This is a genomic window from Allobacillus saliphilus, assembly GCF_018138385.1.
In the GTDB taxonomy this organism is placed as follows: Bacteria; Bacillota; Bacilli; order Bacillales; family Alkalibacillaceae; genus Allobacillus; species Allobacillus saliphilus.
Map to the genome: position 1 here is coordinate 123,012 of NZ_JAGSIE010000003.1, position 23,637 is coordinate 146,648.

The 23,637-nt window shown below is 40.6% G+C and carries 18 protein-coding genes; 17 read left to right on the forward strand and 1 reads right to left on the reverse strand.

Annotation, left to right across the window (positions count from 1 at the left end; genetic code table 11):
* Positions 1–107 precede the first annotated feature (107 nt).
* The 8 genes from KC820_RS00915 (at position 108) to KC820_RS00950 (ending at position 11,816) form a co-directional block, all read left to right on the forward strand.
* Positions 108–1,604 carry a S41 family peptidase gene (locus KC820_RS00915; RefSeq protein ID WP_212367264.1) on the forward strand — a complete coding sequence of 499 codons (1,497 nt, stop codon included), beginning with the start codon at positions 108–110 and terminating at the stop codon, positions 1,602–1,604.
* A 332-nt stretch (positions 1,605–1,936) separates the two neighbouring features.
* Positions 1,937–3,577, forward strand: a complete 1,641-nt coding sequence (locus KC820_RS00920) for a PDZ domain-containing protein (RefSeq protein ID WP_212367265.1) — start codon at positions 1,937–1,939, stop codon at positions 3,575–3,577.
* Between the two features lie 194 nt (positions 3,578–3,771).
* Positions 3,772–5,751, forward strand: a complete 1,980-nt coding sequence (uvrB, locus tag KC820_RS00925; protein WP_212367266.1) for an excinuclease ABC subunit UvrB — start codon at positions 3,772–3,774, stop codon at positions 5,749–5,751.
* Between the two features lie 6 nt (positions 5,752–5,757).
* Positions 5,758–8,619, forward strand: coding sequence for an excinuclease ABC subunit UvrA (gene uvrA / locus KC820_RS00930; RefSeq protein WP_212367267.1), 2,862 nt, complete (start codon positions 5,758–5,760; stop codon positions 8,617–8,619).
* A 29-nt stretch (positions 8,620–8,648) separates the two neighbouring features.
* Complete coding sequence (locus tag KC820_RS00935) at positions 8,649–9,002, forward strand: YojF family protein (RefSeq protein ID WP_144087942.1); 354 nt, start codon at positions 8,649–8,651, stop codon at positions 9,000–9,002.
* Between the two features lie 34 nt (positions 9,003–9,036).
* Complete coding sequence (bshB2, locus tag KC820_RS00940) at positions 9,037–9,720, forward strand: bacillithiol biosynthesis deacetylase BshB2 (RefSeq protein ID WP_212367268.1); 684 nt, start codon at positions 9,037–9,039, stop codon at positions 9,718–9,720.
* 637 nt (positions 9,721–10,357) lie between these two features.
* Positions 10,358–11,443, forward strand: coding sequence for a DUF4097 family beta strand repeat-containing protein (locus tag KC820_RS00945; RefSeq protein ID WP_212367269.1), 1,086 nt, complete (start codon positions 10,358–10,360; stop codon positions 11,441–11,443).
* A gap of 16 nt (positions 11,444–11,459) precedes the next feature.
* Entirely contained in the window at positions 11,460–11,816 is a 357-nt protein-coding gene (locus KC820_RS00950) for a phage holin family protein (RefSeq protein ID WP_212367270.1), read from the forward strand.
* A 67-nt stretch (positions 11,817–11,883) separates the two neighbouring features.
* Here the strand turns inward: KC820_RS00950 and KC820_RS00955 are convergent, their stop codons facing one another.
* The gene (locus KC820_RS00955; protein ID WP_212367272.1) at positions 11,884–12,735 is read right to left on the reverse strand and encodes a YrhK family protein; all 852 of its coding nucleotides are present in this window, start codon (positions 12,733–12,735) and stop codon (positions 11,884–11,886) included.
* A gap of 179 nt (positions 12,736–12,914) precedes the next feature.
* On the opposite strand from KC820_RS00955, the gene hprK reads away from it, so the two are divergent.
* The 9 genes from hprK (at position 12,915) to trxB (ending at position 23,305) form a co-directional block, all read left to right on the forward strand.
* Positions 12,915–13,853 (forward strand): HPr(Ser) kinase/phosphatase, encoded by a 939-nt coding sequence (gene hprK, locus KC820_RS00960; RefSeq protein ID WP_212367273.1) that lies wholly within the window; start codon positions 12,915–12,917, stop codon positions 13,851–13,853.
* Between the two features lie 38 nt (positions 13,854–13,891).
* Positions 13,892–14,815 (forward strand): prolipoprotein diacylglyceryl transferase, encoded by a 924-nt coding sequence (gene lgt, locus KC820_RS00965; RefSeq protein WP_212367274.1) that lies wholly within the window; start codon positions 13,892–13,894, stop codon positions 14,813–14,815.
* 34 nt (positions 14,816–14,849) lie between these two features.
* On the forward strand, positions 14,850–15,797 hold the full coding sequence (locus KC820_RS00970) for a nucleoside recognition domain-containing protein (protein WP_212367275.1): 948 nt from the start codon (positions 14,850–14,852) through the stop codon (positions 15,795–15,797).
* The gene (gene ppaX / locus KC820_RS00975) at positions 15,794–16,435 is read left to right on the forward strand and encodes a pyrophosphatase PpaX (RefSeq protein WP_212367276.1); all 642 of its coding nucleotides are present in this window, start codon (positions 15,794–15,796) and stop codon (positions 16,433–16,435) included. The genes KC820_RS00970 and ppaX overlap by 4 nt, the downstream gene beginning before the upstream one ends.
* 32 nt (positions 16,436–16,467) lie before the next feature.
* The gene (locus tag KC820_RS00980; RefSeq protein WP_212367277.1) at positions 16,468–16,971 is read left to right on the forward strand and encodes an acyltransferase; all 504 of its coding nucleotides are present in this window, start codon (positions 16,468–16,470) and stop codon (positions 16,969–16,971) included.
* A gap of 576 nt (positions 16,972–17,547) precedes the next feature.
* On the forward strand, positions 17,548–19,041 hold the full coding sequence (gene glpK / locus KC820_RS00985) for a glycerol kinase GlpK (protein ID WP_212367279.1): 1,494 nt from the start codon (positions 17,548–17,550) through the stop codon (positions 19,039–19,041).
* A 30-nt stretch (positions 19,042–19,071) separates the two neighbouring features.
* Entirely contained in the window at positions 19,072–20,724 is a 1,653-nt protein-coding gene (locus tag KC820_RS00990) for a glycerol-3-phosphate dehydrogenase/oxidase (protein WP_212367280.1), read from the forward strand.
* Between the two features lie 524 nt (positions 20,725–21,248).
* Positions 21,249–22,253: a tetratricopeptide repeat protein gene (locus tag KC820_RS00995; RefSeq protein WP_212367281.1), complete on the forward strand. Its 1,005-nt coding sequence runs from the start codon at positions 21,249–21,251 to the stop codon at positions 22,251–22,253.
* A gap of 101 nt (positions 22,254–22,354) precedes the next feature.
* On the forward strand, positions 22,355–23,305 hold the full coding sequence (trxB, locus tag KC820_RS01000; RefSeq protein ID WP_212367282.1) for a thioredoxin-disulfide reductase: 951 nt from the start codon (positions 22,355–22,357) through the stop codon (positions 23,303–23,305).
* Positions 23,306–23,637 lie beyond the last annotated feature (332 nt).

The window sequence follows — 23,637 nt, forward strand, 5'->3', positions numbered from 1 at the left end:
TATTTTTATAGACGTTGCTATTATTGGTTTCGTCTTTGAATCATCCATCGATACAACTATCGATACATATTGAGATTGGACAAACTTTCTTGTTTTGAGGTGACCAAATGAATATTAGTAAAAAGTTTTTTATAAGCATGATCTTGATCGCTCTGCTCATCGGTGCTGTCGCAACAGGATTGACGATGCAAGCGATGGATACAACAGCTAATGACCCTACAACAGAGAAAGAGACAGATGGAAAAGAAGAGACGGATTCTAAGAATGATCAGGAAGAAGAATCTGAATCGAAAGAAACGAAAACACCAGACGAATTTCAATCACTCGACAGGGCGATCGATCTGATCCAAGCTAATTTTGTTAATGAAGTGGAACGACAAGAGCTCATTAATGGAGCGATTGAAGGTATGGTCAGTGAACTGGATGACCCATATAGTGAATACTTAAATGCAGAAATGACGAAGCAGTTTAATCAATCATTAGAATCCAGCTTCGAAGGTATTGGCGCAGAAGTAACAAAACGCGATGAGCATATAACGATCATTGCACCGTTAAAAGGCTCACCTGCTGAAGAGGCAGGGATCCGACCGAACGACCGGGTGATTGAGGTAGATGGTGAATCGGTTGAGGACTACACCGTGTATGAAGCGACATCACTTATTCGTGGTGAGAAAGGAACAGATGTCGTTCTGACGATTGACCGACCTGGTGTTGAAGAACCGATTGAAATTACAATTACAAGAGATACAATCCCGCTCACGACTGTTTATTCAGATGTGATGGAGCAGGATGGAAAAAAGGTCGGCGTTCTTGAAATCCGTTCGTTCGGTGAAGGAACTGCTAAAGAATTTAATGATCAATTATTGAAATTAGAAGATGAAGAAAATATTGAAGGGCTTGTCATCGATGTGCGTGGAAATCCTGGAGGCCTCTTCGATTCAGTCGAAAGTATTTTAGCAAACTTCCTCGGTCCGGATGATCCGTTCGTCATGACAGAAAGACGTGGCGAGAAAGGTGAGGCCTACTATACGAATGGCCAAGGCAGAAAAGATTATCCAATTGCTGTGTTAGTCAATGAAGGTAGTGCTTCTGCGTCTGAAATTTTAGCTGCAGCATTTAAAGAAGTCGTCGAATCTGAAATTATTGGCGAAACGACGTTCGGAAAAGGGACTGTACAACAAGCGATGGAGTTAGGAGATGGCATGTTGAAAGTTACGGTCATGAACTGGCTCAGTCCGCATGGGAATCAAATTAATGAAGTCGGTGTCGAACCGACAATCGAAGTGAAGCAACCGGATTATTTCTACACGACACTCATTCAGACAGATGAACCGTTGAAATACAATATGAATGGTGCTGAAGTGGAGAAAGCTCAAATTATGCTAAAAGGTTTAGGTTATGAAATGAACCGAACGGACGGGTACTTTGACAAACAAACGACAAAGGCTGTTGAAGGTTTCCAAAAGGAGCACGACTTGAATGTAACGGGAGAAATCAATGAAAAGACGGAAGAAAAACTAGAAACATTGATTTTGGAAGCTGTTGAAAATCCAGAAAACGACCGTCAATTAAAACGGGCTGTTGAAGAAATTACAGGTAGTTAAATAATAAACGAAAAAGATGGCTTTCTGGTCATCTTTTTTGTTTAGTAGATCGTTTTAGAAAACTATTTTCCAAACAGGAAAATATCCAACCTGAATAATTAAATTTCACGATAAGAGGTTCATCATCTTTGTTTTTGGGAACATATACAGTTGGGAGCTACATAACCAACGAAGCTAGAATTTTATTAACGAAATTTGCAGGATTAAGTACTAGTTTTGACGAAGTGTAAAGGTATTAACGAATTTTTCGAAGAACTGTTTAGAAGTTTCAAATATATATATTTGAATAGACGATGTTGCTTCTTAGAGAGAGTGAGGGATTGAACGTGTGGATGGATTGGCTGGTAGAGATCGGATTAGGAATTTTACGTGTGACATGGCAACCTCTTTTGTATGCAGCCATAATCTTTACGTTTTGGACAGGGTATAAACGAATTGAAAAGGAACGTAAGCAGTTTGGCCACCGGATTTTTGAAATGACCGCAGAATGGAAGGGAACTTGGTTAACAGGATTGTTATTTGGCTTACTTCTTTCTGTCGGCATTTTATTGACCGGCGGATTGATTCGTTATGAATGGATGCTGTTTGTATCCGCCATTACGCTTCTATTTCTGTTGTTTAACCAAACTCGTTTATTGTCACCGATTTATACCATCGGGATTTCTGCATTGACGATATGGCTATTGAATTTTTTTGATGTAACCATTATTAATCAAACAATTTCAGATGCGATTTACGCTGTCGATCTTGTCTTTGTTAGCTATATTATGCTCGTTTTATTTTTGGCAGAAATTATACTGGTAGCAACGACGAAACGCTCACGAACATTCCCTGGTTTAGAAAAAAGTGACCGAGGTAAGTTCGTCGGATTCCATTCTGCCAAACGATTGGTGTTTGTCCCATTTTTTGTTCCGATTCAAGGAACAGCTTTGCAACTCGAACAGTGGCTACCGTGGTGGCCGGTGTTTGAAATGGGGTCCACAACGTTTAGCTTAATGCTATTCCCCGCTATTATTGGTTTCCAACAACGATTTCATAGCACATTGAGTGACCATGGAGCCAAGCAACTAGCGAAAAAACTTACGTTATTGTTCGTCGTATTGGTGGCTTTAGCAGTTGGCTTATATATGTATCCGGAGTGGGTTTATGTATTTCTCGGAGTCGCGGTTGTTGGACGCATTGTCATTCAGTGGGCAACTTTTGTGAGCGAGTCCGGAAAACGCTCGATTTATAGTCCGCAACCAGATGGAATCAAGATTGTCGGGATCATTCCTCACTCACCTGCAGATGAAATGGGTTTAGTTGTCGGTGAAAAAATTGTTCGGGTTCATGATCAGCCGGTGAGTAATGAACATGAATTTTATGAGATTATGCGTGTCAACCAAACATATTGTAAGTTGTCAGTGAAAAATTTGGACGAAGAGATTCGATTCGTACAGCGACCGATCTATCAAAATGAACGTCATGAACTGGGCTTGGTGTTTGTTAAAGAAAAGCCAAAGTTTAGCTTGCAGCCGAGCCTGACAGAAGAAATTGATTTAGATGAAGTCGTAACAGCAACGGAGAAAAACCAACAAAAGTATCATCAGGACGGTTCACTTGAAAACTTCTCAACCAATAGCGAAGAGAAACAATTCTTAAGCGGTTGGAACGATCAGGACAAACTAGAATCATCTGACGCAGAGAAGCAACCAAAAATCGAACAGTCGAATGATTCGTCCCTATACTTTTTGGAAAGTGATTCAAGTGAACAAGACGAACTCGAATCACCAGCGCAAGTATCACAAGAAAAGCTGGACGCTCCGGATAAAAGAGCAGATCGATTAACGGGACCAAAACATACGGAACAAGAAAAAATTGAAGAACCGAAAAATCGTGAGAACAAAATTAATGAAAAAGCTCTCTATGAAGATGAACTGATGTCGTTGATTGAAGAGCTTCGTGGCAATGAAGACGACAAAAAGAATGAATAAATTGATACGGGGCTTTATTCCATTAGGGAGTAAAGCTTCGTTCTTTTTATGGAAAATTTTAGACATCACATTCTTTGCAAAAATGTACAGAAGAAAATATTCTTAAGTCATAGAAAGGCCAAGTCACTACAATAGAACTTTTGTTCGTGACATGTTAAAATAGATTATTGAAATTATTTTTGGAGATGATGTGTTTGAGTCAAAAATTTGAGTTATTTTCGGAGTTCCAGCCAGAGGGAGACCAGCCGCGAGCGATTGAACAGTTGGTCGATGGAATCGAAAAGAAACAAAAACATCAAACGTTATTAGGTGCGACAGGAACGGGGAAAACGTTTACTGTCTCGAATGTTGTGAAGGAAATCAATCGTCCAACCCTTGTCATTGCTCACAACAAGACTTTGGCTGGACAATTATATAGTGAGTTTAAAGAATTTTTTCCAAATAATGCTGTGGAGTATTTCGTGAGTTATTATGATTACTATCAACCGGAAGCATATGTTCCTAGCTCTGATACATTTATTGAAAAGGACGCGAGCATTAATGATGAAATTGATAAGCTGCGTCACTCGGCGACATCTGCGTTGTTTGAACGACAAGACGTATTGATTGTCGCGAGTGTTTCCTGTATTTACGGGTTAGGTAATCCAACAGAATACCGCGAATTAGTCTTATCACTTCGTGTCGGCATGGAAAAAGAACGTAATGAAGTCTTACGCGACCTTGTCGATATTCAATATGCAAGAAATGATATCGATTTTCAACGTGGTACATTCCGTGTACGCGGTGATTCTGTAGAGATCATTCCAGCTTCTCGTGAGGAACACTGTATTCGGATTGAATTTTTTGGTGATGAGATTGACCGGATTCGTGAAGTGGATGCATTGACTGGTGAAATCATCGGTGATCGTGATCACGTAGCGATCTTCCCAGCATCCCACTTCGTCACTAGAGATGAAAAGATGCAAATTGCGATTAAAAATATCGAGAAAGAGCTAGAAGAACAACTAGCAAAGTTTGAGGAGCAAGGAAAGCTACTGGAAGCTCAACGACTTGAGCAACGAACGAATTATGATTTAGAAATGATGCGAGAGATGGGCTTCTGTTCAGGAATCGAAAACTACTCGCGTCATTTAACGTTACGTGATGAAGGCGCAACACCATATACATTACTCGATTATTTCCCAGATGATTCATTGATGGTTATCGATGAGTCACACGTTACGTTGCCGCAAATTCGTGGAATGTATAATGGAGACCGGGCGAGAAAAATGACGTTAGTTGAGCATGGTTTCCGTCTTCCTTCAGCATTGGACAACCGTCCGCTGAAATTTGAGGAATGGGAGAAACATGTGGACCAAGCGATTTATGTTTCGGCCACTCCAGGTCCTTACGAGCTTGAGCATACACCAAAAGTGGTTGAGCAAATCATCCGTCCGACAGGTTTGTTGGACCCTGAAATTACCGTCAAACCGAGCAAAGGTCAAATTGATGATTTAATCGGTGAAATTAATAAACGAATTGAACGAAATGAGCGTGTGTTAGTCACTACGTTAACGATTAAAATGTCTGAAGATTTAACGGATTATTTGCAGGAAATGGGTATTAAAGTGGCCTATTTACACAGTGAAATTAAAACGTTGGAGCGGATTCAAATTATCCGTGATTTGCGTATCGGAAAATATGATGTTCTTGTCGGTATTAACTTGCTGCGTGAAGGACTTGATATTCCGGAAGTATCACTCGTTTCTATTTTGGATGCGGATAAAGAAGGGTTCCTTCGTTCCCAGCGGTCATTAATTCAGACGGCAGGTCGTGCTGCACGTAATGAGAATGGTCAAGTACACATGTATGCGGATAAAATGACAGACTCGATGCAAACAGCGATTGAAGAGACGAACCGACGCCGTGAGAAGCAAATGGCTTATAACGAGAAGCACGGCATTACACCGACAACGATCAAGAAGGAAATCCGCGATGTCATTCGCGCGACATATGATTCAGAAGACGATCAGCAAGCTGAATTAATCTCCGAGTATACGAACTTATCGAAAGAAGAGAAACAGAAGCTTATCGAACAAATGGAAGAAGAAATGCGACAAGCAGCAAAAGAGCTAGATTTCGAAAAAGCGATGGAACTACGCGATGCGTTGTTGGAACTGAAAGTGGAAGGATGAGCGTAAATGACAAAAGAGATTACCATCCAAGGAGCACGTGCGCATAATTTAAAAGATGTTAGTGTGAAAATCCCAAAAAATAAATTAGTCGTTATGACTGGTCTATCTGGGTCAGGAAAATCTTCTTTAGCGTTTGATACGATTTATGCAGAGGGACAGCGCCGCTATGTGGAATCCCTCTCCGCTTATGCGCGACAGTTTCTCGGTCAAATGGATAAGCCAGATGTCGATGTGATCGAAGGGCTTTCACCGGCAATTTCCATCGACCAAAAAACGACAAGTCGTAACCCGCGTTCGACAGTCGGAACCGTTACGGAAATCTATGATTATCTCCGCTTGCTGTATGCGCGAGTCGGGAAACCAATCTGTCCGCGACACGACATTGAAATTAGTGCCCAATCTGTCGAACAGATGGTCAATCAAGTGATGGAGCTAGAAGAACGGACGAAAATCCAGATTCTTGCACCAGTCATTTCTGATCGAAAAGGTGAGCATAAAAAAGTATTAGCTGATTTGAAAAAAGAAGGATATATCCGTCTACGCGTTGATGGTGAGATGCGAGAAATTTCTGAGGAAATCGAGCTAGAAAAAAATAAAAAGCACTCAATTGAAGTCGTCATCGACCGGATTGTCGTCAAAGAAGGTGTCGAAAGTCGACTTGCAGACTCGATGGAAACGGCGCTAAAGCTTGGTGAAGGTCAAGTGATCGTTGATTTAATCGACGGCGATGAAATGAAATTTAATGAAAATCTAGCATGTCCAATCTGTGGATTTACAGTTGGAAAACTAGAGCCTAGATTGTTTTCATTCAACAGTCCATTTGGTGCTTGTAAAACATGTGATGGTCTCGGTTCCAACTTAGAAGTGGATCTAGATTTAGTTGTTCCAGACTGGGATCTTTCATTACAGAAAGGTGCAATCGCAGCTTGGCAACCGGTGTCTTCACAGTATTATCCACAGCTTTTAAAAAGTGTATGTAAACATTTTGGCATTGATATGAAAAAGCCAGTCAAAGACTTACCGAAAGAGCATATGGATATTGTGTTGAATGGAAGCGGAGACGAAAAAATTAAATTCCGTTATAAAAATGAACAAGGCCAAGTGCGTGAGAATCAAATTTTCTTTGAAGGCGTACTCAACAATATTTCTCGTCGTTATCATGAATCGATTTCAAGCTTCACACGTGAATTGATGGGTAAATATATGGCAGAGCACACTTGCCCGACATGTGACGGCTATCGTTTATCTGAAGAAGTGTTATCCGTTAAAATTAATCAGAAGCATATTTCCGAAGTCACTGACTTTTCAGTTACCGATTCATTGAATTGGTTTCAACAATTATCATTATCCGATCAAGATCGCCAAATCGCTCAGATGATTTTGAAAGAAATTAATGATCGCCTGCACTTTTTACAAAACGTCGGGTTGAATTATTTAACACTTTCTCGTTCGGCGGGTACGCTATCCGGTGGTGAAGCTCAACGGATTCGTTTAGCAACACAAATCGGTTCAGCACTAACCGGTGTACTGTATGTGTTGGATGAGCCATCGATTGGATTACACCAACGAGATAATGACCGCTTAATCGAAACGCTCAAGCAAATGCGTAACTTGGATAATACACTCATCGTTGTTGAGCATGATGAAGATACGATGCTTGCAGCCGATTGGCTAGTCGACATCGGACCAGGCGCAGGAGCCCAAGGTGGCGAAATCGTTGCCAGTGGTCCACCGAAGGAAGTTATGGATATTGAAGAATCGTTAACGGGTCAATATTTGAGCGGTAAAAAGTTTATTCATCTCCCTGCAGAGCGTAGAAAAGTAAATAAAAATAAAATGGTTAGTATTAAAGGTGCCAAAGAAAATAATTTGAAAAATATTGACGTATCCATTCCGCTCAGTGTCATGAATGTTGTCACAGGTGTTTCCGGGTCGGGTAAAAGTACGTTAATCAATGGCATTTTACAAAAGGCATTAGCCCAGCAATTACAACGAGCGAAAGCAAAACCAGGTAAACATGATAAAATAACTGGGTTAAAGCAATTAGAAAAAGTCGTCGACATCGATCAGTCACCAATCGGCCGTACACCACGGTCAAACCCTGCGACCTATACAGGTGTCTTTGATCATATTCGTGATTTATTTGCAGATACGAGCGAAGCGAAAATTCGCGGCTATCAGAAAGGACGTTTCAGTTTTAACGTCAAAGGTGGACGTTGTGAAGCTTGTAAAGGTGACGGAATCATTAAAATTGAAATGCACTTCCTCCCGGATGTTTATGTTCCATGTGAAGTATGTCATGGAACGCGTTACAACCGTGAGACGTTGGAAGTGAAATACAAAGGAAAAAATATTGCAGAAGTGCTTGATCTCCGAATTGAAGAAGCACTTGAGTTTTTCGAAAATATTCCAAAAATCAAACGGAAGCTGCAAACGATTTATGATGTCGGTTTAGGTTACGTCCGATTAGGGCAGTCTGCAACAACGTTATCAGGAGGCGAAGCGCAGCGCGTCAAGCTTGCCAGTGAGTTGCATCGTCGATCAAACGGTAAAACATTTTATATTTTAGATGAGCCGACAACAGGACTTCATTCGGAAGATATCGCCAAACTGCTTAACGTATTGCAGCGATTGGTTGATAATGGAGATACCGTTTTGATTATTGAACACAACTTAGATGTCATTAAAGTCGCTGATTATTTGATCGACTTAGGACCTGAAGGCGGAGATGGTGGTGGTCAAATCGTTGCTACAGGAACACCAGAAGAAGTAGCCGAGGTCGAACAGTCACATACGGGTCAATATTTAAAGCCGATTTTGGAAAGAGACAGAATGCGTATGAAAGAGCTATTGGAACCATCGAAGTAAATTGAGAAATAGCAGTTGGAGGATTGGATATGAAATCAATTGAATTGAACAAAGTACAAGATTATCTTGATCAATGGACGAACAAACCGGTGTATGTACATGTCGAAACAACAAATGGTGCATACGCCAAGCACTTTGATGCCAACGCTTATAATGTAGGAGCCTATGTTCGAAATGCGCAAATCACTTATACACAAGGAAAAATCGTCGAGCAAGAAGGCGCTTATCGTGTCGGGCTCAAACATGAGATCGGTTGGATCTATGCAGAAGGCTTAACCGACTTTGAATTCAATGAAAACAATCAATTGCTCATGGCAGGTCATGATGCGGACGGTCGCCTCATGGTCGCCATGCAGCTAAGCGAAACGCCATTCAACTACTAAAATATAAAGAAGATGTGCAAAAAGGAGGGGTCTCATGGAAATTGATTACAGCAAGCATAAACATGTCGTCGTAATTTATCCTCATCCGGATGATGAATCATTTGGAACGGCAGGTACAGTCGTGAAATTTAGAGAAGCAGGTGTTCCAGTCACCTATCTATGTGGGACACTCGGTGAAATGGGACGGAACATGGGTAGTCCTTTTTTCGCAAACCGTGAAACACTACCTGAAATTCGTAAACAAGAACTGATTAAAGCATGTAAAGAGATTGATATGGATTTACAAATGCTCGGGTACCGAGATAAAACGATGGAATTTGAAGATGAACAAGTAGTAGCTGACGATCTTCGAAAGCGAATTGAAGAATTGGATGCCTCCTTAGTCATCACTTTTTATCCACCTTATGCTGTCCACCCTGATCACAATGCGATGGGACGCGCAGCTTTTCGTGCAATCCGAGATATGGATCCAGACAAACGTCCGGAAGTATGGGCAAACGCCATTTCAAATGATCACCAAGAAATGATCGGAAGCCCTGACATTGTTGTTGATACAAAAGATGTCTTCCAAAAGAAGCTGAATGCATTGAAAGCTCACAAAAGCCAAATTGACGGCATGCTCCAGAAGGTGCGTCAAGGAAATGAAGAACTCAGTGAATTTGATCTCGCTTTGCGTTATTTCCGGTATGAAACGTATCATACGGTTACCTTTGATTAGTTTGTTAACGATAAGAAGTCGCTGAAATTTCAGCGGCTTCTTTTTAATTTGAGAAGTTATTTGTAGTTTATCGACAGTTAGGACGCGCTTATCGACAGTCAGCAAGCATTTATCGACAGTTAAGACGCCTCTATCAACAGTTAGCAAGCGCTTATCGACAGTCAGCACGCCTTTATCAACAGTCAGCGGGCATTTATCGACAGGTAGGAAGCTTCTATCAACAGTCAGCAAGCATTTATCGACAGTTACGACGCATCTATCAACAGTTAGCAAGCGCTTATCGACAGTCAGCAAGCATTTATCGACAGTTAAGACGCGTCTATCAACAGTTAGCGAGCGCTTATCGACAGTCAGAACGCCTTTATCAACAGTCAGCGGGCATTTATCGACAGTTAGGAAGCTTCTATCAACAGTTAGCAAGCGTTTATCGACAGTCAGGACGCATCTATCAACAGTTAGCAAGCGTTTATCAACAGTCAGCCCAACCTGGTCAACAGTCAACACACCCTCATCACAAGCTAAGTCTAGAGGATGAGTTTTTTAATTGAATTTTCAGTCTGTTGCTTGATTCCTTTTCATGTCTAAATCCATTACAATATACATAAGATGGAGATGATTTAATAATGGAGGAAATGTCATGAGTGAAAAAAGAAAACGAATATTAAGGCTTTTGGAAGAAGGGCAAATTACGAGCGATGAAGCGGATCGTTTGTTAGCCGACTCGGAAGAAGAGGAAGCAGAAAAAAAGCGTCAGAACAATACTGGAGAAGGCTATACGCAGGAGCGATTCAAGCAAGATGTTCGTAGTTTTACTGAAGGTGTGAAAAACTTTTTGGATGATACGTTTCAACGGATTAAGGACGGACCGTTTGAGTTTAACTTTCAGCAAATGGATATCCATCGCAAATACACCTTTCCAGTGAGCGAAGTGAATCATCTAGATTTCGATTTATTCAACACGACGCTGGAATTCTTGCCGATTGGATCGAGTGAGATCGTCATTGATTGTAAAGCGAAAGTATATAAAGAAAATGATCAACAAAAAGCGGAAGAATATTTTGATCGCCATGCAAATATCGGACTTGTAGAGGATACATTACGTTTCGAAACGAATAATAAAAATATCCAAACGAAATTAGTCATTTATTTACCAAAGAAAAAATATGATAAAGTTTCGTTTAAGGCAATGAATGGTTCGATGAAGTTTCTATCAACTCATTTTGAGCAAGCGAGCATTTCGACAATCAATGGTAGTATTACGATGGATCAATATACAGGTAATACATTGTACGTAGAAACGAAGAACGGTTCGATTAAGCTTGATGATACTGAGTTCACGAAAGCTAAATTAGCTGCAACGACAGGTTCCGTTTATGTCGATGGTTCAATGGAAGATCTTGATATTTATGTCGTAACGGGAAGTGTTCGAAGTTATATTCGAAATAAACAAGCCAAGTCCTTGGCAGTTGAAACGATGACTGGTTCGATTCAAGTGTATATGCCAGGAGATATTCCGATGATCGGCTCAGCGAATACGTCGATTGGAAATGTAGATATACAATTGAAAGATGTCATGAAAACAAATATGGATGAACATCTGATGAAAAAACAAGTCCAATTCCATAATACGGATGGCGAAGGTGAATATTTCGATATTGACCTATCAACGAAAACAGGTAGTATAAAAGTAAATCCAATTATCGACAAAAAAGAAAACGATTAAAGTAAGGAGTTTTTTGATGCTACGAAAATGGATTCTATCGATTATCCTTAATGCCGTTGCGATTATTGCTGTTGCAGAGCTTTTTGATGCAGTTGAAATTGAGCATTTCGGCTATGCATTAATAGCGGCATTCATTTTATCAATTTTAAATGTTGTCGTAAAACCGATTATCCTAATTTTTACGTTACCAATTACAATCTTCACCTTAGGCTTGTTTTTGTTCGTCGTCAATGCCATTACATTAATGCTTGCTCAGTGGATGATGGGAGACACATTCATCATTGACGGATTTGGCTGGGCAATTCTTGCGGCTCTAATCATTTCCTTGTTAAATATGTTATTGGAAAGATTAGTGAAAGATATCGTGAATTAATTCTTGTTCATGAATAAACGCTCGTACAGTTTAATAGCTGTGCGAGCGTTTTAATTATCAAACAAGATTACTCTTTTGACTCTTTCGACTGTTCTTCTTCATTGTCCTCACGGTCATCTGGATCTAATGAAAGTGATTGTTCGTCTTCATTGCTACTGTCATCATCGTCACTAGCATCGTGATGGAAAAAGCCTCGATCGGAACCAGTATCATCTTCGTCAGATTCTTGATCATTCTGTTCTTGTCCCTCTTTAGGATCGGGTGTTCTGTCAGATGTCGCTTCTTGTTCCTCCCTACCTTTTTCATCTTCGTCAATATGAATCTGTCCCTCTGAATGACTAGATTCTTGTGTTGAAGGCTCACTCGTCTCTATATATTCTTCAGAGCTAGATAGCTCGTTTTTAGGGTCAGGTTTTATATTTCCACCAATCGTGTGGCTTTCAAAGTGAGCGCCTTTACGTACAACTTGCATACCACCGTCGTCTTTAAGCTCGCCACGATCGAGAAAAGCTTGTTGCACATCTTCTGAAAACTCACCATTCACGTGTATTGCCTGTTCTTTCACACGATTGTACTCCTCAGTAGTGGCGTATGTTTGTCGATAATCTGCCTTTTCTTGCTCATTTTGTTTTTTCTCATTGTACACCCAAGTACGACGAATAATTTTTAAAATCGGTCGGACAGTCAAGGAAAGACTCCCGATTAAATAAGCGCTATTACTAATGACGGAAGGTCCGCCGAATATATTGATTAAACTTCCGAACACAAAGAAAAAACCGACGGCAATATCGCCGAGTAACTGTATGGAGGCGTATTTTTCAGTAAAATATATTTTAAAATGCCCATTTTTGATTTCTAAATCATATTGATTTCGCTGTTGGTCTTCTTTCGTCTTGATTTCGGGAATGAACTTTTGCATCGTATAGCCCCCTTTGAAAATCGTTATCTCATTATAGATATTAATTACCCGTAATTTATAGGTTTACACACTTTTCGAATAGTTGTTTTCCGAAAATCATAAAAAAATCATCATGAATTATGCGATTATTCCTAAGAAATGGTATGATGATGAGGGATGAATGTTTGGAGGAATCATAGATGATCAAGGTGCAAACGCGTGATTTATTAGAACAATTTAACTTAGAGCTTGTCGGCGGTAAAGATGGTTTACATAGAGAAATTGTAACGAGTGATATCTCTCGACCAGGCATGGAGATGGCGGGATATTTTAAGTATTATCCGAAAGAACGTCTTCAGTTAATGGGCCGTACCGAGTTGTCGTTTTTAATTGATCTTCCGAATAATGAGATGCGTCAATTGATGGATAATCTTTGTACAGATGTGACACCAGGGATTGTCATTACTCGAGGGCAAGATGTTCCTCAAGGGTTGATCGATGTTGCTGATGAAGCAGGTGTGCCATTAATGCGATCGCTTCATAAAACGACCCGGGTCATCAGTCGTTTGACAAACTACTTGGAATCAAGATTTGCACCGACGACGGCTGTTCATGGTGTATTAGTCGATGTGTATGGTGTTGGTGTCTTGATTACTGGGAAGAGTGGAATCGGTAAAAGTGAGACCGCGTTGGAGCTTGTTAAAAGAGGGCACCGATTAGTAGCTGATGATAATGTGGAGATTCGACAGGAAGACTATGATACACTCATCGGGAATCCACCGAATTTAATTGAATATCTATTGGAAATCCGCGGATTAGGGATTATTAACGTGATGACGTTATTCGGAGCGGGTGCTGTCCGTAATTACAAACGAATTTCACTTGTCGTTCATTTGGAAACATGGGAAGAAAATAAGCAGTATGACCGACTTGGACTTGACGAAGATCGAATGAAAATCATGGATGTAGATTTACCGAAAGCGATTATTCCAGTTCGTCCAGGAAGAAACTTATCGGTCATTATTGAAGTGGCTGCGATGAATTTCCGTCTAAAACGAATGGGTGTTAACACTGCAGAGGAATTTTCTGACCGTTTAAACTCCGTTTTTAATGATGTAGATAGTACCGAAGTTGAGTAAGCGCAATTCGTCTAGTTAAGAAAGACAGGAGAGATTTGATGTATTGTACACAAGAGCCATATGATCGAGTGTTTATCGAAATCGGCTCGTTACCGATTTATTGGTACGGTTTTTTGATTATGATGGGGGCATTAATCGCATTAGTTGTCGCCACTCAAGAAGGTAAGCGACTCGGTCTACATAAAGACTTTTTCGTGGATCTATTAATTTTTGCCGTCCCTGCAGCAATCGTTGGTGCACGACTTTATTATGTTGCGTTTGAGTGGGACCGTTACAATTCACTGATGGATATTATCGATATTCGTGAGGGTGGACTCGCGATACACGGGGCATTATTATTTTCCGTATTAACCGCTTATTTTTATGCAAAAGTAAAAGAAGTATCTTTTTGGAAAATTGCAGATATTGCGGCACCAAGCTTATTGATTGGTCAAATTCTTGGGCGTTGGGGAAATTTCATGAACCAAGAAGCATATGGTGGACCAATTTCAGAACAGGCTTATCAAAATTTTCATCAATATTTACCGAATTGGATTATGAACCAAATGTGTGTCGATGGAACTTACATGCATCCGACGTTTTTATATGAATCGATGTGGAATGTGCTCGTTTTAGTATTGTTATTGATTCTACGATATAAAGTAAACCCAAGACGTGGCGTCATTTTCTTAAACTATTTAATTTGGTATTCTGTCGGCCGTTTCTTTATCGAAGCGATGCGTACGGATAGTTTATATATCGACTTATTCGTTGTTGAACTGCGCACAGCTCAATTGGTATCCATTTTATTGATTGCCGGATCGCTCATTGTTATGTTCTATCGTAAGCAACAAGGTCTCGCGAATGAGTTATATGATGGAACCCCTATTGGTGGATACAAGAAAGGCAGTCCGTCGAAAAACAAAAAAGCGAACCAAAACAAAAAAGTGAAAAAGAATAATCAAAAAGGTAAGAAGAAATAACAACTTCACCTCATATGAAAAAGGAGTATGTCAATTGAATGGAACGTTGAAAAGGGGCTTGTTTAGCGGGTTAAATCTAACATGGACATTAGGTAAGGTAATTTTTCCGATTACATTGATCGTGACGATTTTACAGTTCACCCCGGTAATGCCGATGGTTATTGGTTGGCTTGAGCCTTTCATGAAATTCATTGGCTTATCCGGCGAAGCTGCCGTTCCATTGGTGTTAGGAAATTTCTTAAACCTTTATGCAGGAATTGCAGCCATTGTTAGTTTTGATTTTACGGTAAAAGAAGTTTTCATTATGGCGATTATGCTTTCGTTTAGCCATAACTTATTTATAGAGTCAGCAGTCGCTTCAAAAGTCGGCATTAAATTTTGGATCATCTTACTCGTGCGTGTCGGCTTGGCATTGATTGCCGCTTTTCTCGTTAATCTTCTCTGGAATGGCGGAAGTGAAGCGGCTCAATATGGGATGATCAGTTCTCAAGCGGAACCAGAGGGTTGGTCGGCGATTGTTTTGAATGCTGTACACACAGCTACTTTGGCCATATTGCAATTGGCATTGATCGTTATTCCGCTCATGATGGTTATGCAATGGTTACGTGACAATCATTGGATGGATTGGATGTCTCAAAAACTTGCTCCATTTACAAAGGTGATTGGCGTTGAACGAAACGCTTCAATGACGTTGGTGGCAGGACTCACAATTGGGTTAGCTTACGGTGCAGGTGTCATGATCCAAGCGGTGAAAGAAGATCAAGTTTCAAAAAAGGATATGTATCTCGTGATGATTTTCCTCGTTACGTGTCACGCAGTCGTTGAGGATACATTGATCTTTATTCCATTAGGCATCCCGGTATGGCCATTGTTACTCATCCGATTAGTGACGGCACTGATTTTGACGATTACGGTGGCGTTCATTTGGAATCGAGTTGAAAGAGATAAAAAACTACGTAGAAAGGAACCGATTCAAACATGAAAATAGAAACGATTTTATTTGATTTAGATGGTACGTTAATTGATACGAACGATTTAATTGTGGGGTCTTTTCAGCATACGATTAAGCAATATGCTGACCGTGAATATACTGAAGATGAAATTCAAGCGTTCATTGGACCGCCTCTTCGTGATTCATTAATGAAGATACGTCCAGACCAAGTGGATGAGATGATGGACACGTACCGAGCACACAACCTTGAAAACCATGATCGTTTAGTTCAAGCGTTTGATGGTGTTTTTGAGACGATTAAAAACCTTCACGAGAAAGGCATCAAGATGGCGATCGTTACGAGTAAGCTCCGCGATACAGCCATTAAAGGATTGGTTTTGACAAAGATTGATCAATTTTTCGACGTCATTATCGGCTTGGATGATGTTGACAATGCAAAACCTCACCCGGAAGCATTAGTCGAAGCGATGGATCAATTGAAAGCTAATCCGATGACGACATTGATGGTCGGTGACAACTCACACGATGTTGAAGCGGCTCACAATGCAGGGGTGTTGGCTGCAGGTGTAGCATGGTCAGCAAAAGGCAAGGAATTTTTGCAATCATTCGACCCACATTATATGCTTGAGCATATTTCTGATTTAGAAAAACTCATAGAAGAAAAATAAACAAATTGAAATAGAGAGGTGGGTAGGTAGCTATGCGGAAAACGACAAGATATCCTGTAAAGGGCGCAAACTCTTTATGGCATATTTATCAAACGGTATCGTTCTTTAAAGTCGCGAAAAATTTTATTTTTATCCAAATAGGTCGCTATACCCCTTCTCTTCGCTTGAAGCGTTGGTTGTACCGAACTTTTCTAGGAATGACCATCGACCGTCAAACATCACTTGCTTTGATGGTTATGCCTGATTTAATGTTTCCTGAGAAAATAACGATCGGTAGAAATTCAATCATTGGCTATAATACAACGATTTTGGCCCATGAATATTTAATTGATGAGTACCGATTAGGAGATGTCATTATCGGAGATGAAGTGATGATTGGAGCAAACTGCACAATCTTACCCGGTGTAACGATTGGCGATGGAGCAATCGTTTCAGCGGCTACCCTTGTGCATGAAGATGTGCCCGCTGGTGCATTTGTCGGAGGCAATCCGATGAAATTGATTTACACGAGGGAAGAAATGGAAAATAGAAAATGATGGTAAGAAGTCCTCTGGGTTTAAGTAGGGGACTTTTTTTGATAGTGATCAACCCATGTTGTTTTTATCCAGAGTGAAAGATGTCTATACGCCCGAACGGCTAAAAATAATAGTTGAAAGGTCTAATAGGAATGCTCTATACGCCCGAATGCCAGAAAAACACAGCTGAAAGGTCTAATAGGAATGCTCTATACGCCCGAATGCTCGAAAAAAACGACTGAAAGGTCTAATAGAGCGGCTCTATACCCCGAAGCGGTCGAAAAAAATCGCTAAAAGGTCGAATAGGGTGCGTCTATACGCCCGAATGCTCGAAAAACACAGCTGAAAGGTCTAATAGAGGGACCTATACCCCCAAAGCGGTCGAAAAAAACGGCTGAAAGGTCTAATAGAGGGGCTCTATACCCCCGAACGATCGAAAATATTCCCAAATAGTCTTATAAAAAAATTCTACTCCACCTTACTAATCAGCCAAAAAAGAATTGTTCACTACACCTGTTTGCTGTTCTTTTGTGAACAATTTTTGGTAAGATAAATTTATAGACATTCTTTTGACGTAAGCTGAGGGAGTGAATAATGATGGAAAAGTTCATGATGGCATTGGATCAGGGAACGACGAGCTCACGGGCGATTTTGTTTAACCATCAAGGTGAGATTGTAGAGACAGCGCATGAAGAATTTAAACAATATTTTCCACAGCCAGGCTGGGTAGAGCATGATGCGAATGAAATATGGACATCTGTACAGTCATGCATTACAAACGTTTTGCGAAAGGCAGACTTGCACCCGAACCAAGTGGCTGGAATTGGAATAACGAATCAACGAGAGACGACTATTGTTTGGGAGCGAAAAACGGGCAGGCCGATTCATAAAGCAATTGTTTGGCAGTCACGTCAAACCGAAGATATTTGTCAGGAGTTAAAAGATCAAGGATATGAAGAATTGTTTCGAGAAAAGACCGGGTTATTGATTGATCCTTATTTTTCCGGAACGAAAGTGAAGTTTATTTTGGATAATGTTGAAGGAGCGAGGGAACAAGCTGAGGCGGGTGAGCTCATGTTTGGAACAATTGACACATGGCTCATCTACCAATTGACCGGTCACCAAGTTCATGTCACGGACTATTCGAATGCATCGCGTACATTGATGTATAACATTCATGAATTGTCCTGGGATGAAGAATTGCTCGACATTCTCGGTGTGCCGAAGTCTATGTTGCCTGAAGTGCGGCCTTCCTCAGAAATATACGGTGAAACGATCAGTTATCACTTTCTCGGTGAAAATATTCCGATTGCTGGAGCGTGCGGTGACCAACAAGCTGCATTATTCGGTCAAGCTTGTTTTGAAAAAGGAATGGCCAAAAACACTTACGGCACGGGATGTTTTATGTTAATGAATACGGGAAAAGAGGCAGTATCATCTAAAAACGGCTTATTGACAACACTTGCCTGGGGACTTGATGGGGAAGTGAATTATGCGTTGGAAGGTAGTATTTTCGTTGCTGGTTCTGCTATCCAGTGGCTTCGTGATGGGCTGCGGATGTTCCAGCGATCACCTGAAAGCGAACGTTATGCGGAGCGTGTTCAATCAGCGGAAGGCGTATATGTAGTTCCTGCTTTCGTTGGCCTCGGTACCCCTTATTGGGATAGTAAAGCCCGAGGTGCTGTATTTGGTTTAACCCGCGGAACAGACAAAGAGCATTTCATCCGTGCCACCTTGGAATCGATTGCATATCAAACGAAGGACGTTGTGAATGCGATGATGGAGGATTCATCGATTGAATTGAAAAAACTACGTGTCGATGGTGGTGCAGTAAAAAATGAATTTTTAATGCAATTTCAAAGTGATATGTTGAATGTCCCTGTGGAACGCTCTGTTGTGAATGAAACAACGGCACTTGGAGCAGCGTATTTGGCAGGTCTTGCCGTCGGTTTTTGGTCGAATAAAGAAGAGATTGAAAAACAATGGGCTGAGGACCGTTTATTTGAGCCAGTTATGGAGGACAATATTCGCAACGAGCTTTATCAAGGATGGAAACGTGCAGTTAAAGCGACACAAGCGTTTACGGAATAAATAAATCTTTTTCTTAAGGAGGTGCTTCTATTGACCAATACATTTTCCAATAAACATAGACAAGAAGCCAAACAGCAATTAAATAAGCAGTTTGACCTCATTATTGTCGGTGGCGGGATTACCGGAGCCGGCATTGCTTTGGATGCAGTGACAAGAGGCTTGAATGTAGCTTTATTCGAAATGCAAGATTTTGCAGCTGGAACCTCGAGTCGCTCCACCAAGCTCGTACATGGTGGATTGCGTTATTTGAAAAACTTTGAAATAAAAATGGTAGCTGAAGTCGGGAAAGAACGGGAAATCGTTTATGAAAACGGACCACATATTACAACCCCAGAGTGGATGTTGTTGCCTTTTTATGATGAAGGAACATTCGGTCCATTTACGACAAATATCGGCCTGAAATTGTACGATTTTTTGGCAGGCGTGAAAAAGAAAGAACGACGACAAATGCTCAATAAAGAAGAAACGTTGAACAATGAGCCATTGTTACGCCGGGAAGGCTTGGCAGGAAGCGGCTATTATGTCGAATATAAAACCGACGACGCCCGATTGACAATGGAAATATTGAAAAAGGCTGTTGAGAACGGCGCTGTCGCTTTTAACTATATGAAAGTCGATCAATTTTTATATCGCGACGGAAAAGTTGTCGGTGTGGATGCGGTTGATCAATTGAATGATGAATCTGTTTCCGTATATGCAGATAAAGTCGTCAATGCAGCAGGTCCATGGGTTGATGAGCTTCGTGCGAAAGACAATCCATCGCTGAAAAAGCCGCTCTTCCATACAAAAGGCGTACATCTTGTGTTTGATAGTATTGTTTTTCCACTGACACAAGCGATTTATTTTGATTCTCCTGATGGGCGGATGATTTTTGCAATTCCAAGAGACGGTAAAACATATGTTGGGACGACGGATACAGCCTATACAGGTGATTTTGAAAATCCAACAGCTTCTTTACAAGACCGAGCGTACTTGATGCGGGCCATCCATGAAATGTTCCCGACTGTTAACGTGAATGAGCAAGACATCGAATCTTCTTGGTCTGGGATTCGCCCACTGATCCAGCAAGAAGGAAAGGATCCATCAGAGATTTCTCGGAAAGATGAAATTTTTATATCCGATTCTCAGCTGATTTCTATCGCAGGCGGGAAACTAACAGGCTATCGTAAAATGGCTCAAAGCATTGTCGATCTCGTCGCTTCCCAATGGAAATCGGAAAACGGCCGGAAGCTTCCTGAATCGAAAACGAAAAAAATGCCATTAGCAGGTGGTGAAGTCGGCGGATCGAAAGGCTTCAAACAATTTAAGAAGAATATGCTCGAATCTGGCTACCCAGAAGAAATGCTCGAAAAATGGGTGAACCGTTACGGTGCGAATACTGAAAAATTGATTGAGTTTTACGAGACAGCAATACATGAACATGTATTTTTGGAAGCTGATATTTGGGCGGAGTTAATGTACACGCTCGAATATGAAGCTGTCTATAAGCCGGTTGACTTTTTCGTTCGACGGACAGGAGCGCTTTTCTTTGATATAGAGTTTGTGAAAAAATACAAAAAGCCGGTCATTCAGGAAATGAAAGACTACTTCCAATGGGATGAACAAGAGATGAAACAACATGCGGAAGAACTGGAAAAGTCGATTTATGAAGCGCAAAATCCTGTGAAAGAAGAAATGAAGTAGAGAGGGAAGGATTAGAGCGAGAGACCACGCTCTAATCCTTTTTACTTTGTTGATCGTGTTTTTTCGAATACATGCACTTTTTGAACGGTTAGCGAAGCGTTTTGAACGGTCAACGCAGAGTTTTGAACGGTAAGCGCGTCCCTTTGAACGGTCAACGCAGATCATTGAACGGTCAACGCGTCCCTTTGAACGGTCAATGGAAATCATTGAACGGTAAGCGCGTCCCTTTGAACGGTCAATGGAAATCATTGAACGTTTAGAGCGTCCCTTTGAACGGTCAACGCAAATCATTGAACGGTAAGCGCATCCCTTTGAACGATGAACGCGAATCTTTGAACAATTGGCGTACACCTTTGACCAATCAGCAAACATCTTTGAACAGTCAACCGCCTTCATTAGATTGTTATGTTCATTTTTCGCGAAAGTCCGACCGAATGTTCTCCTTCCTAAATATACCTACTGTGAATATTTGGTATATGTTATACTATAAAGAAGAATTATGATGAGTCTTGTAGGAGGCCCTTATGCAAACATCACGTATGAAACAGAAAAACAATTTAGATGGAAACGTGGTCCCGTTTCGTGCGGATAGCCAGTTCTATTTTTCCCATGGTGTGAAGGCTTTTCAACGAAAGCAATTTTCACGTGCGGAAAAATGGATCAAGAAGGCCATTGAGTGTTCGCCGGATAATCCGCTTTTTCTTAGCCAGTTGTCGGTGTTATATACAGAGTTGCACCAATATCATCGGGCAAATGAACTGTTGCAGCGCGTAGTCGAATTGGATGAAGATTATGTCGATGGGTATTATCTTTTGGCGAATAACTATGCGCATTTAGGTCTCTTTCAGGAAGCGAAACGGTATGCGACAGAATATCTATCTGAAGCGCCTGAGGGTGAATTTTCGGAGGATGTTCAGGAATTAATTTCTTTGATCAATCAAGTAATGCTTGAAGATCTCGAAGATGAGTTAGAAATGGATGAAGAAGATGAATTCTTTATTTGCCAAGAATCTTCCTATTATTATTTAGAACATCAAGAATGGGATAAAGCGATTGAAATATTGGAAGAAATGATGGTTCAGTTTCCAGAATATATTCCAGCGCGACATGATTACGCATATGCATTGTTTCGACTAGGAAAAGAAGATGTTGCGATTACACTAGAGGAGTCTTGGTTCGAACAAGATTCTAGTTCCATTCATAGTCGACTCAATTTAATTTATTTTTATTATCACTCCAATCAAAAAAAGATGGCTGATGAGCTGATTGAATCATTGAAGAACGTATATCCGACGTATGATTCACAAAAGCTAAAGATAGCTGTAATCCTTTCTCAAGTGAATGCGTGTGAAGAAGCAGTCCAACGATTTAGTAAAATCCCTGTTGGCAGTGTTTCTGGCTTTTTGAATTACTATCTTTGGTACGGCTATGCATTAAAACAAGTCGGCCAAGTGAAAAAAGCTGAGCAAGTTTGGGAACAAGGACGCAAAAAACATCCGGACTTAGCGGATTTCATCGACCAAATTTAAGGGCTCCAAGCATCCTCGGTAACGTTTGAGCTAAACGTTTGTCGAACGTAAAATAATAGAATATGATGAAGTAGGATGTTTGATAAAAGGAGTGAGGATTTATGACTGATGAACGTATGTATGATGTAATTATTGCAGGAGCAGGACCTGCTGGAATGACGGCAGCTGTTTATACTTCTCGCGCCAACCTGGACACATTAATGCTTGAAAGAGGAATGCCTGGTGGCCAAGTGGCAAACACACAAGATGTCGAAAACTACCCAGGTTTCGATCATATATTAGGACCGGATTTATCGACTAAAATGTTTGAACACGCACAGAAGTTTGGTGCTGAGTATGCATATGGCGATATTCAATCGGTTGAAGATTTTGGTGATTATAAAGTCGTTAGAGCAGGGGACCAAGAGTTCCACACACGCTCAATCATTATTTCTACCGGTGCAGAATACAAGAAGCTAGGAATTCCTGGTGAAGAGGAGTTTGCTGGACGCGGTGTTTCTTATTGTGCCGTTTGTGACGGAGCTTTCTTTAAAGAAAGAAGACTTTTCGTTGTTGGTGGAGGAGACTCTGCTGTTGAGGAAGGTATTTATCTAACTCGTTTTGCTGATAAAGTCACGATTATTCACCGACGTGATGAGCTTCGTGCCCAAAAAATCCTTCAAGATCGTGCCTTTGAAAATGAAAAAATTGATTTTTATTGGAACACTGAAATGAAGGAAATTAAAGGGGACGGCCAAGTAAAAACAGCGGTTCTTGTTAATAACCAAACAGGTGAAGAACGCGAGGAAGAGATCGACGGTGTATTTATTTACATCGGATTGCTTCCATTAAGTGACCCGTTTAAAGGTCTCGGAATCTTAAATGATGAAAACCAAGTTGTAACGAATGAAAATATGGAGACAAACATTCCAGGAATTTTTGCAGCGGGTGATGTTCGTGAAAAAGAACTACGCCAAATCGTTACGGCAACCGGTGACGGAAGTATCGCGGGCCAACGCGCTCAATCGTATATTGAAGATTTAATGGAAAAACTCAGTACAACAAAGAAATAAAAAAGTAAAAGGGTTTTAACGCTGTTGTAACACGGTTGCAACAATTATCGGGTACAATGTAAGTAAATATTGACCCCCTTTATTCAATATATTGTTTCACGCACAGGTAGTTTCGAAAACTGCCTGTGTTTTTTTGATGGCAATTGAATGAATAATTTAAGACAATGTTTGATTTTCTTTGGTGGTTCAATCAATCCATTGTATAATGAGTGATAAGGAATCATGAATTTAACACGATCAACTCTTTCATAAGCCGTAAGATTAAAATCGCGTAAACATACCGAACCAAATATACAAATATATATATAGAAAACCATCGTCTAAATAAAATA

What these genes read in the sequence shown, in the direction of transcription:
- KC820_RS00915 (WP_212367264.1), top strand. Translation starts at nt 108, where the DNA reads ATGAATATTAGTAAAAAGTTTTTTATAAGCATGATCTTGATCGCTCTG.
- KC820_RS00920 (WP_212367265.1), top strand. Translation starts at nt 1,937, where the DNA reads ATGGATTGGCTGGTAGAGATCGGATTAGGAATTTTACGTGTGACATGG.
- uvrA (WP_212367267.1), top strand. Translation starts at nt 5,758, where the DNA reads ATGACAAAAGAGATTACCATCCAAGGAGCACGTGCGCATAATTTAAAA.
- KC820_RS00935 (WP_144087942.1), top strand. Translation starts at nt 8,649, where the DNA reads ATGAAATCAATTGAATTGAACAAAGTACAAGATTATCTTGATCAATGG.
- bshB2 (WP_212367268.1), top strand. Translation starts at nt 9,037, where the DNA reads ATGGAAATTGATTACAGCAAGCATAAACATGTCGTCGTAATTTATCCT.
- KC820_RS00945 (WP_212367269.1), top strand. Translation starts at nt 10,358, where the DNA reads ATGAGTGAAAAAAGAAAACGAATATTAAGGCTTTTGGAAGAAGGGCAA.
- KC820_RS00950 (WP_212367270.1), top strand. Translation starts at nt 11,460, where the DNA reads ATGCTACGAAAATGGATTCTATCGATTATCCTTAATGCCGTTGCGATT.
- KC820_RS00955 (WP_212367272.1), bottom strand. Translation starts at nt 12,735, where the DNA reads ATGCAAAAGTTCATTCCCGAAATCAAGACGAAAGAAGACCAACAGCGA.
- hprK (WP_212367273.1), top strand. Translation starts at nt 12,915, where the DNA reads ATGATCAAGGTGCAAACGCGTGATTTATTAGAACAATTTAACTTAGAG.
- lgt (WP_212367274.1), top strand. Translation starts at nt 13,892, where the DNA reads ATGTATTGTACACAAGAGCCATATGATCGAGTGTTTATCGAAATCGGC.
- ppaX (WP_212367276.1), top strand. Translation starts at nt 15,794, where the DNA reads ATGAAAATAGAAACGATTTTATTTGATTTAGATGGTACGTTAATTGAT.
- KC820_RS00980 (WP_212367277.1), top strand. Translation starts at nt 16,468, where the DNA reads ATGCGGAAAACGACAAGATATCCTGTAAAGGGCGCAAACTCTTTATGG.
- glpK (WP_212367279.1), top strand. Translation starts at nt 17,548, where the DNA reads ATGGAAAAGTTCATGATGGCATTGGATCAGGGAACGACGAGCTCACGG.
- KC820_RS00995 (WP_212367281.1), top strand. Translation starts at nt 21,249, where the DNA reads ATGCAAACATCACGTATGAAACAGAAAAACAATTTAGATGGAAACGTG.
- trxB (WP_212367282.1), top strand. Translation starts at nt 22,355, where the DNA reads ATGACTGATGAACGTATGTATGATGTAATTATTGCAGGAGCAGGACCT.